This is a genomic window from Cytobacillus sp. FSL R7-0680, assembly GCF_038009245.1.
Lineage (GTDB): Bacteria > Bacillota > Bacilli > Bacillales > Cytobacillaceae > Cytobacillus > Cytobacillus kochii.
In genome coordinates this window covers 3786558-3803179 of sequence record NZ_JBBPAO010000001.1, presented here as the reverse complement: position 1 = coordinate 3803179, position 16622 = coordinate 3786558, and the positions used below count along the sequence as shown (strand labels likewise).

Sequence of the window (16622 nt, the reverse complement as noted above, 5' to 3'; positions counted from 1 at the left end):
CAAAATGTAAAAAGGATAGAAAAAACCAGACCTCTCATAGTCTTATTTGCCCTTTTTGCTAACAACCAAATTCCTACAATACATTGCAATAATATAAAACCAATGAATGAACTCATCCAGTAATTATAGACTAACACTACTCCACACCATTTTCTAAGATGGCAAAGGAGCCAAGATCAGCATCAATTTGAGCAGTTGCCCCATAAGGCAAAATAAATTTTGGTTCGGTATGTCCAAAATTTAAGTTATAAAGAACGGGTACATCAGTTAAACCGTATTCCTGTAAAACGGTTAATATCACCATCTTGTATTCTTCATAGTATGCTTCATCATAAGGCTTAGCAAATACGATTCCATTTGCTGCTTTCAATATTCCTTGCGCTGCATAATTTCTGAGCCAATACTTCACATAATCAGGGGCCGTCTTATCTTCAGACGTTTCAAAAAACAAAATACTACCTTCCCAATACTCTTTCTCTGGCCAAAGAATGGTTTGCTTAGCAAATTCCAGCACTTCAATACAGCCGCCAATTAACGATCCTTGTACCTTACCGCTTCCTTGCAGGACCTCATAACCGTTATTCTTATTCATTTTTCGCCGCTTCTCTTTATTGACTTCTATCCACTCGAGTCTCTCACTCGTCCAATGCGGAGCAGGCATCAGTTCACCAATTGGAGAAGAGGAAAATAGCATACGTTCGATGCTTTCAACCGTGTACGGATCCATCTCAACATTCTCGGCAAAGTCTGTTAAAATCGCAGGTCCATAGAAAGACGATAGCCCTGCTTTGTGACAGAATAAATGAGTAATCGTGACATCTGAATAGCCCATAAATATTTTAGGGTTTTCTTTTATCACATCAAAATCAATATAGGGCAGCAAGCGAATACTCTCTTCTCCACCAATATTGGCAATAATGGCTTTAATACTATGATCAGAAAAAGCTGCCATTAAGTCTTCGGCGCGCGCTTCGGGATGTTGATATAAATAATCTGCCCCCTTCAGGCTGTGTGGCATTGCGACGACTTCTAGTCCAAATACTTGTTCAAGCCGCCTTACCCCTTGTTCGTAACGCCATTTAATTTCTTCTTCTCCTGCACCTCCCCATGAAGGACTCACCGTTGCTACTCGGTCACCTCTTTGCAATCTTTGTGGTTTTTTCAACATATATATCCCCCCATCTGTTATATCCAACGTGCAAACCAAGCTACATAGTAAGCAGCAGGCAAGAATATGATTTGCGCTGCCAATGTGCCAACAAACTTAGAACTGACCATTGTTAATGAATAACTTTTCAAATAAATATATTTGCTTGGGTTAGTTACCACCCTATCAGCTAGTACTGAAGCTTTTGGGTCAATAAATAATGTCAGAATAATTGTTGCTACACCGTTTATGATACCCGACGACATTAACGCTGCTTGCGCATACTCTGGTGCAATAATGGAAGCATAGATAGATGATAGCACCCCTGTCGTAAACACCGCTGTGACGATTACATTCAAGCAAAATAAGCGCTTAGGAATGGTTTGTAACGTAATTCCTTTTAAATAATAGAAACGTGGGATTCTAATACATGAAAGCATACGCTTGATTCCTCGTAAATTCATATTTTTCTTTACTAATGCGGGGATTGAGCCCTGTTGTTCTGACATTTGCACGATTGCCTTTGAAAATATCAAAATAAATGTAGGGAAGAGCAACATGCCTAGCAATACACCTATTGAAGTAACACCTATTAACAGACGATACTGTTCTTCAATGAACTTCATGACATTCCCTTCAGGTGCTGCATTAATCAACTTTGCCGTCATCGGTTGCTGAATCATCGTCGAAAATCGCGAGACAATCACTATTGTACTGAACAATGAGATTGCTGTAGCAATCAACCTTACTCTTGTTCCAGCAATCCTAGTCGAGTAAGCTAAAGTCTCTATTAATGTAACGATTAATAGAAAACATGCGATCAAAAGTAATTTTGCTGTGATCAATTCTGCCATTAACTTGTTCACTCCAGCTCTTTATATTAAAAGCAATTATAAATCAAGTGGGATAAATTAACAATAAAAAATACCATCCTTTTCCTTTGGTATTTGGGCATAAAAAAAACGCTCCTTCCATTAGAAGAAGCGCATTTCCGTTAAGGCATTTCCTGTATTTCGGTTTCAAATGTTGAAAAAGCAAAGATACCAAGTAACGCAAATAATATCCATATGACCGTAAGAATGATACCTATAATCCCGCAGATAAGACCGGCCGTTGCTAGCGATTTCCCTTTTTCTCCTGTTTGCAGGATTTCTTTTGCTGACAACCTTCCAAATACAATACTAATAATCCCTAATAAGAAGCCGATAAATGGAACGAGCAATGAGAGAATCCCTAGGGTCAGGGAAACCACTGCTTTCGTATTAGTTTTTTGTTGTTCCATTCTTTCCCTCCTATTCTATAAACCTAAATAAATCCCCTAAAATAATTTCATCAGATAACTTAAGTTCTTTACGTACCGTTTCTAGATAAGTTTCACAGTTTTCTTCTTCAGTTAGTGATTCAGTATTCATGCTGTAACAAGCATTGTTAAGATAAGCATATTCACTAGCTACCATACTTCCATCACGAAAGACAACAGGTTTATTAGGATCTCTCGTAAAGAGGTTTTCACTAAAGTTTGTTCTCTGCTCCTCATCAATACCCATTAGTTCGAGGATAGTCGCATGAATATCAATTTCGCCACCGATTGTTTCAAATATCGCACCTTCTTCACCAGGTATATGAATAATAAGAGGAATTTGCTGCAATTGAAGATGATTAATCGGCGTCTCCGGTTGATCTAATAACTCATGCACGCCTTCTTCAAATTCTTGAGAAATCCCATAATGATCACCATAGATAACGAAAATGGTGTCTTCATACATGCCTTCCTTTTTTAACAAATCAAAGAATCTTTCAATCGCTGCATCTTCATAATTAACCGTTGTCACATAACGATTAACAACGTCAACCGACGTATCAGCAGGAGGCATTCGTTGGTCCTCACTTTCTAATAAAAAAGGAAAATGATTTGTTAATGTAAGGAAACTAGCCATATAAGGTTCCGTTAGCGTTGAAAGATGTGTGATTGATTGTTCAAAAAAAGGAATATCTTTAATACCATAGTTTACGGAATTCTCTTCTGTAATATGATAGTCCTCTTGAGAAAAATATTGATTATACCCTAAGCTCGGATACATTTGCTTTCGATTCCAAAAATTAATGCTGTTACCATGAAAAGTGGCAGCGCTATAATTATTTTTTGCTTTCAATAATTTAGGTAGAGAAATAAACTCATTTTCAGGGCGTCTAACAAAGACAGAACCACTGGATAAAGGGTATAAGCCTGTATGAATCATGAACTCTGCATCTGACGTTTTTCCTTGTGCTGCTTGCTCATATATATTTGAAAAATAATAACTATCTTCTATTAAGGAGTTAAGAAATGGGGTAATTTCTTCTCCATTGACTTTACGGTTAATGACGAAATTCTGCGTAGACTCTAAGCTAATCAATACTAAATTCTTTCCCTCAGCATGACCAAAATAGTCTGATTTAGTATCAGGCATCCCCTGTAAATAGTTAGTTACAGGCTCAACACTTTTATCACTAGCTAATACTTTCATCATTGGTGATTGCAAACTATTAATAATGTTGAACACTTGATAATTATATAGCCCTAATGACTCAACAAGCTGTTCCCTGTCATAGTTTGCTTGAAGCACGTAGGGATTTCTCAATAATGCGAGGGAAACAGTCATCATGATTAAGACCATAGTCAAGCCAACATACTTCTTTTTATGAGGCATAGCTGGTTGCCACTTTGTTTGTTTTGTTTTTCGCCATACATAAACAAAAAAGATAATATCTAAGAATAATAGCAAATCTAAAGGCGAAATTAACTCTAACGTACTAGGTCCAAGTCCACCAACATTATTTAGCTGCATAAGGACAGATACTGTTACAAAATCAATATAGAAACGATAATATAGTAAGTTCGCATATAATAAACCAATAAGCAACACATAGGCAATTAACACGCCTATCATGGAAAATCTTTTTTTGAATATAAAAGCAAGGCCCATAAGTAGCAGGCTAATACCAATTGGATTAACGAGAAGGACGAGAAAGTCTAGCCATGTCTCGACGGTTAAATTGAAGCCTACCCATGTAACAACCACTACCTTTACCCATAACATGACAAAGAGTGCAGCTAGATAATGCTTACCAACCCAATTTATAAAGTTTTTCATCCCATTACCTTCCTACTATGAAAGCTGTCATAGACTTTAAGCAAGCGAATCATCGCATCCTCAACATCTGCCTTTTTCTGTTCCCCCATTAGTGCAATCTGAAACCAGTTTCTTTCAAGCAAATAGTTGCTTTCATAACTGACATAAACCCCTACGAGCTTCAATTGATCGCCAAACTCTCTTGAACTAATTTCTATCTCTAATTGAACAGTCAAAATACCCGGAGAATAATTTTCCCCATAAAACACTCTTAAGCCTGCCTCTACTAATTTTTGACGTACTAATTCATATAAAGCATGACTTGCATAATGATGATTCTCTATCGCTACAGATAGTGCATACAGTCCATTTGATGAATGTGTAAACGGAATACTCGCCTTGGCCTGATACACACCAATATCGAGATATTTCGGTAATTGATGATGAGGCTTGATTTCTGTTTGATGAAAAACCAGCGCTAAACCGGGATATGAACCTAAGCCTTTCCCACTTACCGCACTCGTGATATATACATTCTTTAGAAGAACTGGAACAATTCCTAGCGAACTGCAAGCATCTACACATAGCTTCACATTATACTGCAGACAGAGCTGTTCCAATTCTTCTAATGGAAAAAGATAACCTGTAGATGTTTCACAGTGTACAGTCCAAATCCAGCCAATATCTCTATTGTCCCGTAACATGTTCTCTACTTCGCTTATATCTATAGGTGTGTTCCATGGTTTCTCAACTGTCGCAAAAGGTAATTTGAAACGCTTACCATGCTCAATGAGCCGGTACCCAAATTCACCGTTTGCTAAAATAAGCCCCTTCTCATTTACTATTGATAAATGGGCAGCAACCATATCATTTGCCATTGTTCCGGTACCAACAGCTATTTCGACTTCATTAGCATTAGTTAATGCGCAAAGCTTCTTTTTTAGCTGGCTCAACATAGAGCTTACTTCATGAGAACGGTGGGACACTGGCTCTTTCCCCCACGCCTCCTTTACCTTATCTGCGATCGAAACTGGACCGGGGAGGAAAAAATGTCCTTTCTCTTTCACGTTCCGCTTCAGCATTTTTTGAAAAAGCTTAGATGCTGCCTCGAAACTTTCTTTTGTTAAATACATTGGTTGGTATGGCGCTTCCTTTGTACCTACTAAAGGACCAAAGGGACGGAATCCAAGATGTCTATATAACTTTGTCTGTCTTAATGTTCCAGAAATGATAGCCATTGTATAATGCTCTTTAAGACAGAAATCAACTAAAGCTTTGCTTAACTCGTAAAATACGCGACTCCCACGATAAGGTGCTTTGATAGATAATAACCGTATCTCACATAAGGTTTCGTTTGGTGGCAGGTACGCGTCTAATTGATCAAGCTTTTCGTCTAATGAAAATGGTCTCGTCCCTTTCACAGCAATCATACCAACGACTTCATCTTCTTTTTTAGCGATAATATATGTATTAGCATCATGAAAGCGATCAATTAATTTTCTCTGTTCATTCACTCTATGTTGCGGTATTTCCTCTACAAATGTTTCATAGTTTAATTGATGAATCTGCTCCAGTTCAGAACTTTGATCTGCACGTTTATAAACAATTGCTGTCATCATTCCACTCCTCCACTTCTATGCAGCCTTACAATAATGAATAGCATAAAAAAGTATGCCGCCGCTAACATCCAACTACTTTTTATCATAAGTAGAATAGGCATGATAAAAAAACTAGTTAGTGTAGGGATAGTCAACTTCTTTGTGATGATATATAGCAGGAGAATGAGTCCACCGACGATTAGTAAACCCATTGGCAACAATACCAATGAGACAGCTAGATAGACAACAATTCCCTTTCCCCCATGGAAATGTAATTGCACTGGCCAGATATGACCACATAAGATTGCTACCACAACGCAAGCGAGTACTAGATTACTAGCTTCCCCCAAATAAATGACTACTAATAAAGGGAAAATGGTTTTGAGTGCATCAATAATCACGGTATACACAAAAGCTTTCCTACCCATCACTCTACCGGCATTACGTGCACCTGCATTACCACTTCCCTTTACTCTTATATCCTCATCATATAAAAAATGACCAATATAATAGGCCCCATTTAAACAACCACAAGCATACGCAAAAAGAACCCATAAAACCAAATTCAGGAAGGGTCACCTCTCTTTTTAACATAACTACATACCTCATATCTTAACATTATTATCCAATGTGTAGGAATACCCTAAATGTCATTTTTTACATAGGTTTTAAAATATAAAAAAAGGCTCAAGCCACCAATCATATAGAGTCTCGAGCCTTTTCATTCCATTTTCATTTACTTAATTTAAATCAACTGCTTTTTGAGAAGCTTTCATTTGTTCAGCAATGTCACTAATGAAGGTTTGCTCCAGCTGTCTTACCATTTGCTCTTCTGCTCTAAGCATTGCCTGCTCAATTAAACAGCCTTCATTATGTGGGTGGTCGTGATCAAGTGAACAGTGAAACAGTTGATTACTTCCTTCTATCGCTTGGATCACTTGTAAAAATGAAATATCTCCATTACGCTTCACTATACGGTAACCACCTTTTGCTCCGGGTGTAGATTCGATTAACCCCGCTTTTACCAGCTTTGTTAATATTTTTGATAAATAAGTCGGCGATAGATCTTGCACTTTTGCTAACACGTCCACCCCGACAGATTCACCTTTTGGAGCCAAGTATAAGAAAGCCATTGTGTGTAAACCATAATTCGTCGCACTTGAATATTTCATTTTTTACTACTCCTTTTTTCTAAAAATCTTCGGCTAATAAATCACTCACAACAGCAATGCCCGCCCTACTTCCGTCACTAGCCGCAAATATAAGTTGAGCCATTGGCATTGTTGATGTGTCACCACAAGCATAAACACCTTCTATATTTGTTCTACCAAATTCGTCTGTGATAATGCCACCATTTTCATTTACTTTACAACCTATTATATCAGCTAAAGGAGAAGCTTGCTTTGACATCATCCCAACAAATCCACCATTCCTTTCTAATCTATCCCCATTTGTAAAGACAACTTCTTGTAATTGTCCCTCTTCACCATGTAAATAAGCAATTTCTTCCTCCAATACACGGATTCCTTTCGAGGCTAACATTTCTTTTTCTTCTCCTGTTAAAATCTTTTTCCCATTAGAGCATACAATAATATCATTACTCCAATTCGTTAGTAATTTAACCATATGGGTAATACCTTCCATCTCAGAAACAACCACGAGTTTTCTCTCCCTTAACTCCCAACCATCACAAAAAGGACAATGAAAGATACTTTTGCCATATAATTCTTTTAATCCTTTAATAGGAGGTAATTGATCCTTCACTCCCGTTGCTAAAATCACTTTTCTCGATTGTATAAGATTACCTGAGCTTGTCTTAATGAGGAATATATTGTTTTCTTTTTTAAGCCCCGTCACCTTTTCGTTCTTTAATGAAATGCTTGGATATTTCTGAAGATCTTCTTTTGCTAAACGTTTAAATTCAATTGGTGCAATTCCATCTCGTGTAATAAAACCATGTGATTCATGTGTAACACTATTCCTCGGTTTATCATCATCAAAAAGCATGATATTTTTTCTTGCTCTCCCTAATACAAGCGCCGCATTCATACCTGCTGGACCGCCACCAATAATCACACAATCTAACATTTTATTACTCACTCCTCAACATAAATATATTATAGACCTTTAATATCTATAATAAGAAGTATAACGATTAAAAACAAGGAAAACAAAAGGAAAACAACTCGCACTTTAGAGTAAAGACGTTTTCTAGATAAAAATTAATAGCAGCAGTTGGCGAATTACTCTCATTATTTGTACTTATGTTCATAATAAAAAGTGCTCACCAGAAGATGAGCACTCTCTTATTATTTTTATTAATCATCTAATTCAACTTTTAGTACTTTACCCGTTAAAGCATCAATTTTTATTTCTGCTTCTTGTTTGCCTTCTAATTCAATATCGTAAATAAGTGTCCCATTATCGTGATCAAGTTGCAGTTCACTGAACTCTCCGCCTGCTTCTTTTTCAGCTAATTGAATGGCTTCACTTGCAGAGAATAGCTTTTGATCCAGTGTAATTTCTTCGTCCTGCTCATCTTCTTTCTCTGATTTCACTTTAAGCACTTCACCAGTATTTGCATTTAACTCTACATCTGTTTCAGTCCCATTCCCTTGTAGCTCTACATTATATACGAGATTTCCTCTTTCCCACTCTAATTCAACATCAGTTACTTTTCCTTTCCCTTCCTCTTGTGCTGTCTTGATTGCTTCTTCAATTGAAAGGGTTCCTTCATTTGTATTACTTGTTTGTTTTTGTTTCACTTCTTCACCATTTGTTACCGTTGCTTTTGGGGCATCATCATTGGCAAATGTGGTTGCAGCGAAAACGCCTCCTAATGTAATAGCTCCTGCTAATAAACCTACTCCTACTTTTTTCATTTTAATTTCCTCCTGTTTGTTATGTCTATACTGTTATAATAAACAGCTATCATGAGATAAAATTGTGAGGAAGATTAAAATAAGATTAGAATTCACTTCTTTTTCATTAATCCCAAGTCACAGTTGATTCACCTGTAATGGCATTCACTTCAACTATAGCCTCTTTTTCATCACCCGTTTCAATTTCGATAAGATAGAAGACATGATCCTCTTCATTTTCCAAGTCAACATCGTCTACTTCGCCTTGAACAGCTTGGAGAGCAATTTCAATCGCTTCTTCTTCTGTCAGAATCGTATTTTTCGGAGGCTGTTCATTGGCCAGCTCATTTGAAAGGACTTTCCCAGTTACTGCATGTAAGGTAATTTCACGCGCTTCTCCGTCTTTAACTACTTGAGCGACAAATACTTCTTCGCCTGACTTTTCTTTTAGATTTAGTGAATCAATTTCCCCTAAAGAAGCAGTTTGCACTAATTCCTTGACTTCTTGTTCCGTTAAACGTTGTTTTTCTTCTCCTATTCTTGACATTTCTTCAATTTCACCACTTGCACGATTAATGTGTAGTTGATACATTTGGCCTGCGCGATCGAAAGAAACGATAAACTCTTTACCTTTATTCTCTGTTTCTTGGATAACGCCTCCATATCGTTCCTCAACTATCTGCTTTACCTCGCTCTCAGCTAATTCATCCGATGGCAACACAAACTGTTTGAGCAAGAGCCAGACAATAATGATCATGATGAAAAAAAACAGAATGAATCCTAAGCTACTAATTACCTTCTTCTTCATTTTCTCATCACTCCTGACTTTGCCCTTTATCAAAAAGTATTTTCACTTTCGTTCCTATTCCTAATTCGCTTTGAAGCGTTAACTGAACATCAATCGCTTCTGAGATTTCTTTTGCCAAAGATAAACCGAGTCCGCTACCATTTTTCCCCCGCTTCCTTGCGGGATCTACTTGGTAAAAGCGATCAAACACTCTCGCCTGATCAGCTTTAGAAATACCAACTCCTGTATCAATTACTTCAATAAATGTTTGCTCATTTGCCTTCCCGATAATAATTTCAATCTCATTTTCACTATATTTCCTAGCGTTATCTAATAAGATAAACAATAGTTGCTTAAGCTTTTGCTCATCAGAAGTGACCGTCGTTTCTTTTAAGCCATTTATTGTAATCTGGCGCTGATACGCCCTCTCAAATGAACGACTAACTTCAGAAAGGAACGGGGAGAGCGTAATCTCCTGTTTTTGTACATTCCATTCTTCGTTATTCTTCGCCAAAAGAAGCAATTGTTCAGTTAGTTCTCTCATTCTTATTGCCTCTGAGTGGATAGCTTCAACAGATTCATCGACTAAATCTTTATCTTGGTACCCGCGTCTCTTAAGCAAATTAGCATAACTTTCTATGATTGTTAATGGTGTTTTTAATTCATGAGAAGCATTAGCAATAAATTGCTTTTGTTTCTCATCATTCTCCTCAAGCAACGTAATCATATGATTGAAGGTTTCACCCATTTCCCTCAATTCGATGTCTGCATTTCGATGGAGCTCCAGCTGTTTAAATTGGCCACTATTTCTAATTTCCTTCATTGTTGCAGTTAAAGAAAGAATCGGCGTAATAATCACGTTGCCGACAAACCTACTTGAAAGGAATACAGGTATCGTTGCAACTAGCGTTACGATAAAGAGAACGGTCTTTAATATATTTAAATTTCGATAACTTGCTTCAATATCTTTTCCTATTTGTAAGTTTGCCACTTCTCCACTGGGCAAAATCATTGGTGTTAAACTAATAACTATATGTTCGTCTTTAATAATTTCTGTCTTATCACTTGCTCCAAACTGAAAAGGCAGCTTATCTACCTTTTCATTATCCATCGAAGTGGTTGTTGTTGCTTCTCCATTTTCATGAATAATTCTTATAAACCCATCAACCGGTACATACGCCCTTAATAAGCTTCCTTGAGGAAGAGTGCCTAGGGATTGATGGAACTCAGTTAAAACCCTATTTAATTCTTCTTTTGCCTGCTCCTTCTCACCCTCTAGCGTAATGGATTGAAAAATAAAGTATATTGTAAAGTTCATTACAATGAGTAAAACAATAAATAAGACCGCAGTATATAAATGAATTCTATTTTTGATCTTCATGTTGGTTGCCTGAGGGTATAGCCCACACCTCTTACTGTTTGAATAAGCGGTTTGACATCATCAGATACTTCTAACTTCCTTCTTAAATAACGAATATACACATCAACCACATTTGTATCACCGCTGTAATCGTACCCCCACACTTTAGACAATATTTGGTCTCTTGTCAGCACTTGGCGTTCATTCTCAGCTAAATAGAGCAATAAATCGAATTCCTTAGCAGTCAACTCAATGGATTGTTCCCCTCGCATGACTTCTCTCGTCTGCTCATTCATTTTTAAATCGCTACAAGTTAACCATTTTCCTCCTTCTTCCTTACCGCCTTTTTGTTTCAATCGCAAAGCTGCTCTCACTCGTGCTAGCAATTCTTCTATTTGAAAAGGCTTGGTGACATAGTCATTCGCCCCAAAATCAAGTCCAGTTACTTTATCTTCTACTGCACCTTTAGCTGTTAGTAATATAACCGGTGTAACCGTATCATTCCCTCTAATTCTACGCAGTATTTCCATCCCACTTAAACCTGGTAGCATCACATCTAAGAGGATAAGATCCCACTCTTTTTCTCGGTAATGATTCATCGCCTCCATGCCATCATACACCTTTGTCACTTGATAACCTTCATACGTTAATTCAAGCTCTAATAAGCGCGCAATTTTTTCCTCATCCTCAACAATCAAAATCTCCTCTGCCATCCACCACGCCTCCTTTTACAGTTATTATTAACTTACCAAAAGAACATTAAAAACAAATTAAAATTTTCATTAAATAAACCTCCCTTTTTTGAAGGAGGTCTCACCATATTGATTATTCGTTCGACTTGAGGCGTACACTATAAAATCTCATTGCCCTCGGCACACCCTTCAATTCAAAAACACCTAAGAACGCTAGCGTTCTTAAACGGTATTCAATAAACAAATCCCCAATGGGTTGGTCTAAATGTCCAATGACCTCACCAATTAGGCGGGTAGACTTCATAAATTCTTTTCCCTTTTGAAGCTCCCTTGCCTTAGCAATAATCATCTCATCTAAATAATGTTCACTGACAGGAGTCAACCTTCCTTCTTTCCATGTCCTTAAAAAGACGTCCTTCGATTGAGCAAGCGTAACCCAAAGCTCTATCCATTTTTGACGTTCATCTATTGATAAGAGGAGATAATTTTCCACATTTTTTATATATTCCACCCACTGCTCGGGCGCAAGCTCACCTGTATGTAGAATATCTTGACGTGTTAAACTTTGCTGGTGCTCCTGATCTAAACCTATATATACTTGATTGTTTTTCTCCCGTAATAGGTAGACTGCATAGGCTATTCCTGCCTGTTCATGCGCATTTTCACATCCCCAAATAAAAATTTTACATTGTTCGGGTAATGCCTGTAACTTCATCCAACTTTCTTCTATCCGTGGAATATAGTCAAAAATAAATTCATCTTCTAAATTAATACGTTCAAACAACCAGTCCCTACGCTTCTCAAGACCCTCTATTTGATGCAATTGCCATAATGGCCCTATCGAAAAATTAATCGGAATAGTAATAACTCTATCACTTATATTTAATTTCTTTATTGCTTGTTTTAAACTCCCCGCACTCGAATCGCTAAAAACAATATGTATATTACCTCCTTGAATAGGAGGAGTTTCCTTATCAAATGTTAACACTGCTTGATAAAACTCCTTCATGCTAGTCATATAATCCTCATCAGAGTAATTTCCTGAACGAAGCATTTCAGTATGTAATAACATTTGTAACAGTAAGGATCTTGCTTCATGATCCGATAATTTATCTACTTGCTGTTTAATTTGCAACTGCTAATCCACTCCCTATACACTTTTATAACAATCAATTACCATATTTATAAACTCATAAGTACTTCCGTTTGTTTCATGCAATATATGCGACTCGTGCGAAACCCTACTCGTTTATATAGTTTAATAGCCCTTTTATTGAAAGTAGCTACAGATAATGTCATCTGTTCATAATTCTTTCTTAAAAAACACATCGCAGCCTTTAAGAAAGTGGCACCTTTTCCTTGACCAGTTAAGTCTGGTCTCATCCCAAGGCCTAAATCCATTGAGTCACCCATTTGCTCAATCATCAAAAAAGCGATAAGCTCTTCTTCATCCTTTACAGAAAAAACAAACTCGCCCCGTTCTTTTTCATCCAAAAATGCAACTAAATCCTCCTCATCTTCTTCCATATTATAAAAATCATAGGGGGCATCATACTGCCAAGTTAAAGAAATTTCCTCAGCTTCCTGTTGCGACATTTAAATGAATCGGCATATAGATTCCACCTTATTTTAGTAAATTATACCACTTCCTATCTATTCAAAGGCCCAAACTAGCCATTTAATAAGCAGAGCCCTGCTTTTGACAGCGAAGTCCGCATTGAGCGCGATACTTTTGGAGTAAAGTGTTTCCTGCTTTTTTTTAGACTTGTATGCGTTTTTGGCTCTTTCGCGCATTTCCTCGGCTTCCTCTATACCACTTTTGCGCGTATCCGGTATATGCGCGCAATTCTTTTTCTCTCTCTCATAACTTGTGCGTATATTTTGCTCTTTCGCGCAATTCTTCTTCGCTTTCTCATAAATTGTGCGCATATTTGGCTCTTGCGCGCATTCCCTCCCCCTTCTCTATACCTCTTTTGCGCGTATCTGGCTTTTGCGCGAAATTCTTCTTCGCTTTCTCATAAATTGTGCGCGTTTTTGGCTCTTGCGCGCATTTCCTCCCCCTTCTCTATGACTCTTTTGCGCGTATCCGGCTTTTGCGCGAAATTCTTCTTCTCTCTCTCATAACTTGTGCGCGTTTTTGGCTCTTGCGCGCATTTCCTCCCCCTTCTCTATGACTCTTTTGCGCGTATCTGGCTTTTGCACGCAATTCTTCTTCGCTTTCTCATAACTTGTGCGCATATTTGGCTCTTGCGCGCATTTCCTCTGCCTTCTCTATGACTCTTTTGCGCGTATCTGGCTTTTGCGCGCAATTCTTCTTCGCTTTCTCATAACTTGTGCGCGTTTTTGGCTCTTGCGCGCATTTCCTCCCCCTTCTCTATACCTCTTTTGCGCGTATCTGGCTTTTGCGCGCAATTCTTCTTCTCTTTCTCATAACTTGTGCGCGTTTTTGGCTCTTGCGCGCATTTCCTCCCCCTTCTCTATACCTCTTTTGCGCGTATCCGGCTTTTGCGCGCAATTCTTCTTCTCTTTCCCTTAGCTTGTGCGTGTATTTGATTCCTGCCACATAGTTTCTTATTCTCTTCCCTCGCATTTTAGGTTATACAGCCAAGTTAGACTATTAATCGCAAACAAAAAAAATACCACAGAATTAAATTCTGTGGCATACAAATTCCATGATAACTTTTAAGAAGCTTTTTGAACTTTATTATCAGCTGGCGGGTTAAATTGGCCTTCCCACTTTGCGATAACAAGTGCAGCAAGGGAATTACCAACTACGTTTACTGCTGTACGACCCATATCTAGGATACGGTCGATACCTGCGATAAAAGCAAGACCTGCTGCAGGTAGTCCAATTGTACTGAAAGTAGCTAGTAGAACAACAAACGAAACGCCTGGTACACCTGCCATACCTTTAGAAGTAATCATTAGTACAAGCATTAGTGTGATTTGTTCAACAATACTTAACTCAATACCAAACATTTGTGCAATAAATAATGCTGCAATGGCTTGGTATAAAACGGAACCATCGAGGTTAAATGAGTAACCAGTTGGAATAACAAAAGAAGCGATATGTTTCGGGCTTCCTGCTTGTTCCATCTTGTCCATAATTCTTGGAAGAACCGTTTCTGAACTCGCTGTTGAGAAAGCAAGCAGTAATTCTTCTTTAATGGATCCAAGTAATTTAAAGATATTCACACCGATAATTTTAGCCATAATTCCTAAAATAACGATAACGAAGAATGCCATTGTACCATACACTGTTAACGCTAATTTCCCCAAAGGAATCAATGAAGCAAAACCATATTTTGAAATAGTCACACCAATTAACGCAAACACCCCTATTGGTGCGTACTTCATAAATAAGTTTGTTACATAAAACATGGCCTTAGCTGTGCCTTCAAAAAATCTTAATACTGGTTTCCCTTTTTCACCTATTGCTGCGACTCCTAGTCCAAATACAACGGCAAAGAATATAATCGCAAGCATGTCACCTTCCACCATTGCTTGAACCGGATTTGTCGGTACAATATGCAATAGTGTGTCGGCTATTGATTTTCCTTCTTGCTCTTCATTCGTTTCAACATATCCAGAAATATCATTCTGTTCTAAGCTCTCCATATCCAAACCCGCTCCAGGTTGGAATATATTAGCAGAAATAAGTCCCACTGCAATCGCTACCATTGTCATTCCAATGAAATAAAACAGTGATTTCCCGCCGAGCTTACCGACTGATTTAATGTCACCAACACCAGCAATAGCAACGATGATTGTTGAAAGAACGATCGGTACGACGATCATTTTAATTAAACGGATAAATAAATCACCAAATGGCTGTAAAAAACTTTGAGCGGTTTCATTTCCGTAGAAAATACCACCAATGACAATACCTAAAATAAGACCAATCAAAATTTGAGTAGCTAGACTCATTTTAAATATTTTTTTCATTTAAAAAACCTCACCTTCTATAAATTTGATCTAGTGCTTAGGCAAGGGAAACAAGGTTAATTAATTTAAGGTGAAAATAAACCAAAAAAAAAAGCCTTTTCAGTCATTTTCCCGCAATCATATAAACTCCTTTTGTCTCCTTTAATGCTGACGAGGTTAGCTTTCGGGTTAGGACTAAGGGAAACAGTAAGCCCCTCTAACATACATAGATTCACCCCAAACGGACATGTCCGCTGTAAAAATTGGGTCCCCCGTTCTTAGAAAAAAGATTAAGCAATATACTACAAAATACTTTTCTATTATATTATTAATACATTCAAATTGTAAATAGCAAGAATTACCGAGGATATTTAAAGCTGTGCGTTCACTATAGCGCACCTATCTAGAAAAACCTTTATAATTCTCTCAAATACTTATTATTTCTCCTGTTTACTATAATATTCTTCAGTTTAATTCTTCCGATTATTCCTCTTTTTTTAAATAAAAATTAAAGAAAAATATACACAAATTTTACAAAACTAATTTTTCTGAAATATTAATTATTTAGTCTATCTAAATAATTAATCAACGGTTACCGCAATGATCTTGTTTATGGTGGTTGATTTCATCGAATGCTTTTGTTATCACTAAAATAAGGGGGTTTACACATGCCTGTCATTAAACATCGTTTATTGATTCATGCCGATATTCACTTATGTTTTGATTTAGCTAGAAATGTGGAAGTACATACGGAGACAACAAAACAATCACAGGAGCGAGCTGTTGCCGGAGTGACTTCAGGTTTACTCAGGAGTGGGGACACAGTAACATGGGAAGCTATACACTTTGGTGTAAAGCAGAGACTAACAGCAAAAGTTACGGAGATGGAACGCCCCTATCAATTTACAGATGTATTGGTAAAGGGTGCTTTTCAATCATTTATCCATGTTCATGAGTTCCGCGAGCATGATGAAGGAACAGAAATGATTGATTCATTTTCTTATATTTCACCATTAGGATTGATTGGAAAGATAGCAGACTTCCTCTTTTTAAAAGCTTATATGCAACGATTCATAACCAAAAGAGCGTTAGCATTAAAAAAGATGGCAGAAGGGAATACATAACCCTCGCCATCTTTTT

Annotated in this window: 18 protein-coding genes and 1 riboswitch; of the genes, 1 reads left to right on the top strand and 17 read right to left on the bottom strand. The window is 37.5% G+C overall.

The annotated features are described in order from the left end of the window. Nucleotides 1-136 precede the first annotated feature (136 nt). The 17 genes from MKY26_RS19065 to MKY26_RS18985 all read right to left on the bottom strand — a co-directional run bounded on the left by MKY26_RS19065 (nucleotide 137) and on the right by MKY26_RS18985 (nucleotide 15503). Complete coding sequence (locus tag MKY26_RS19065; protein WP_341098355.1) at nucleotides 137-1168, bottom strand: S66 family peptidase; 1032 nt, start codon at nucleotides 1166-1168, stop codon at nucleotides 137-139. Between the two features lie 17 nt (nucleotides 1169-1185). After that, nucleotides 1186-2001 (bottom strand): lipid II flippase Amj family protein, encoded by an 816-nt coding sequence (locus tag MKY26_RS19060; protein WP_341098354.1) that lies wholly within the window; start codon nucleotides 1999-2001, stop codon nucleotides 1186-1188. Between the two features lie 140 nt (nucleotides 2002-2141). Beyond that, a complete protein-coding gene (locus tag MKY26_RS19055; protein ID WP_224938246.1) occupies nucleotides 2142-2429 on the bottom strand; it encodes a DUF4190 domain-containing protein in 288 nt (95 codons plus the stop codon). A 10-nt stretch (nucleotides 2430-2439) separates the two neighbouring features. After that, on the bottom strand, nucleotides 2440-4281 hold the full coding sequence (locus MKY26_RS19050) for an LTA synthase family protein (protein WP_341098352.1): 1842 nt from the start codon (nucleotides 4279-4281) through the stop codon (nucleotides 2440-2442). Continuing rightward, on the bottom strand, nucleotides 4278-5879 hold the full coding sequence (locus MKY26_RS19045; protein ID WP_341098351.1) for a GNAT family N-acetyltransferase: 1602 nt from the start codon (nucleotides 5877-5879) through the stop codon (nucleotides 4278-4280). Before MKY26_RS19045 ends, MKY26_RS19050 begins: the two co-directional genes overlap by 4 nt. Next, a complete protein-coding gene (locus MKY26_RS19040; protein ID WP_340977402.1) occupies nucleotides 5876-6421 on the bottom strand; it encodes a glycerol-3-phosphate acyltransferase in 546 nt (181 codons plus the stop codon). The genes MKY26_RS19045 and MKY26_RS19040 overlap by 4 nt, the downstream gene beginning before the upstream one ends. A gap of 177 nt (nucleotides 6422-6598) precedes the next feature. Further along, on the bottom strand, nucleotides 6599-7030 hold the full coding sequence (locus MKY26_RS19035) for an RrF2 family transcriptional regulator (protein ID WP_328198927.1): 432 nt from the start codon (nucleotides 7028-7030) through the stop codon (nucleotides 6599-6601). Nucleotides 7031-7049: 19 nt separating this feature from the next. Continuing rightward, on the bottom strand, nucleotides 7050-7946 hold the full coding sequence (locus MKY26_RS19030; protein ID WP_341098348.1) for an NAD(P)/FAD-dependent oxidoreductase: 897 nt from the start codon (nucleotides 7944-7946) through the stop codon (nucleotides 7050-7052). A 230-nt stretch (nucleotides 7947-8176) separates the two neighbouring features. Beyond that, nucleotides 8177-8740 (bottom strand): PepSY domain-containing protein, encoded by a 564-nt coding sequence (locus MKY26_RS19025; RefSeq protein ID WP_095370964.1) that lies wholly within the window; start codon nucleotides 8738-8740, stop codon nucleotides 8177-8179. A gap of 106 nt (nucleotides 8741-8846) precedes the next feature. Continuing rightward, nucleotides 8847-9527, bottom strand: a complete 681-nt coding sequence (locus MKY26_RS19020; RefSeq protein ID WP_340977396.1) for a PepSY domain-containing protein — start codon at nucleotides 9525-9527, stop codon at nucleotides 8847-8849. Nucleotides 9528-9534: 7 nt separating this feature from the next. After that, nucleotides 9535-10887 carry a sensor histidine kinase gene (locus tag MKY26_RS19015; protein ID WP_341098347.1) on the bottom strand — a complete coding sequence of 451 codons (1353 nt, stop codon included), beginning with the start codon at nucleotides 10885-10887 and terminating at the stop codon, nucleotides 9535-9537. Continuing rightward, nucleotides 10884-11579, bottom strand: a complete 696-nt coding sequence (locus tag MKY26_RS19010) for a response regulator transcription factor (RefSeq protein ID WP_095370967.1) — start codon at nucleotides 11577-11579, stop codon at nucleotides 10884-10886. Before MKY26_RS19010 ends, MKY26_RS19015 begins: the two co-directional genes overlap by 4 nt. 112 nt (nucleotides 11580-11691) lie before the next feature. Continuing rightward, nucleotides 11692-12693, bottom strand: coding sequence for a DUF1835 domain-containing protein (locus tag MKY26_RS19005; RefSeq protein ID WP_341098346.1), 1002 nt, complete (start codon nucleotides 12691-12693; stop codon nucleotides 11692-11694). Between the two features lie 47 nt (nucleotides 12694-12740). After that, nucleotides 12741-13154, bottom strand: a complete 414-nt coding sequence (locus tag MKY26_RS19000; RefSeq protein WP_341098345.1) for a GNAT family N-acetyltransferase — start codon at nucleotides 13152-13154, stop codon at nucleotides 12741-12743. Nucleotides 13155-13211: 57 nt separating this feature from the next. Continuing rightward, nucleotides 13212-13487: a hypothetical protein gene (locus MKY26_RS18995; RefSeq protein WP_341098343.1), complete on the bottom strand. Its 276-nt coding sequence runs from the start codon at nucleotides 13485-13487 to the stop codon at nucleotides 13212-13214. 445 nt (nucleotides 13488-13932) lie between these two features. After that, entirely contained in the window at nucleotides 13933-14121 is a 189-nt protein-coding gene (locus MKY26_RS18990) for a hypothetical protein (protein WP_307315665.1), read from the bottom strand. A 119-nt stretch (nucleotides 14122-14240) separates the two neighbouring features. Continuing rightward, the gene (locus tag MKY26_RS18985) at nucleotides 14241-15503 is read right to left on the bottom strand and encodes a cation:dicarboxylate symporter family transporter (protein WP_095370971.1); all 1263 of its coding nucleotides are present in this window, start codon (nucleotides 15501-15503) and stop codon (nucleotides 14241-14243) included. Nucleotides 15504-15633: 130 nt separating this feature from the next. Beyond that, a riboswitch (cyclic di-AMP (ydaO/yuaA leader) is annotated at nucleotides 15634-15789 on the bottom strand. A gap of 361 nt (nucleotides 15790-16150) precedes the next feature. Between MKY26_RS18985 and MKY26_RS18980 the strand changes: the two genes are divergently transcribed. Then, nucleotides 16151-16606, top strand: coding sequence for an SRPBCC family protein (locus MKY26_RS18980; protein WP_307315668.1), 456 nt, complete (start codon nucleotides 16151-16153; stop codon nucleotides 16604-16606). The last annotated feature ends 16 nt before the right edge of the window (nucleotides 16607-16622 follow it).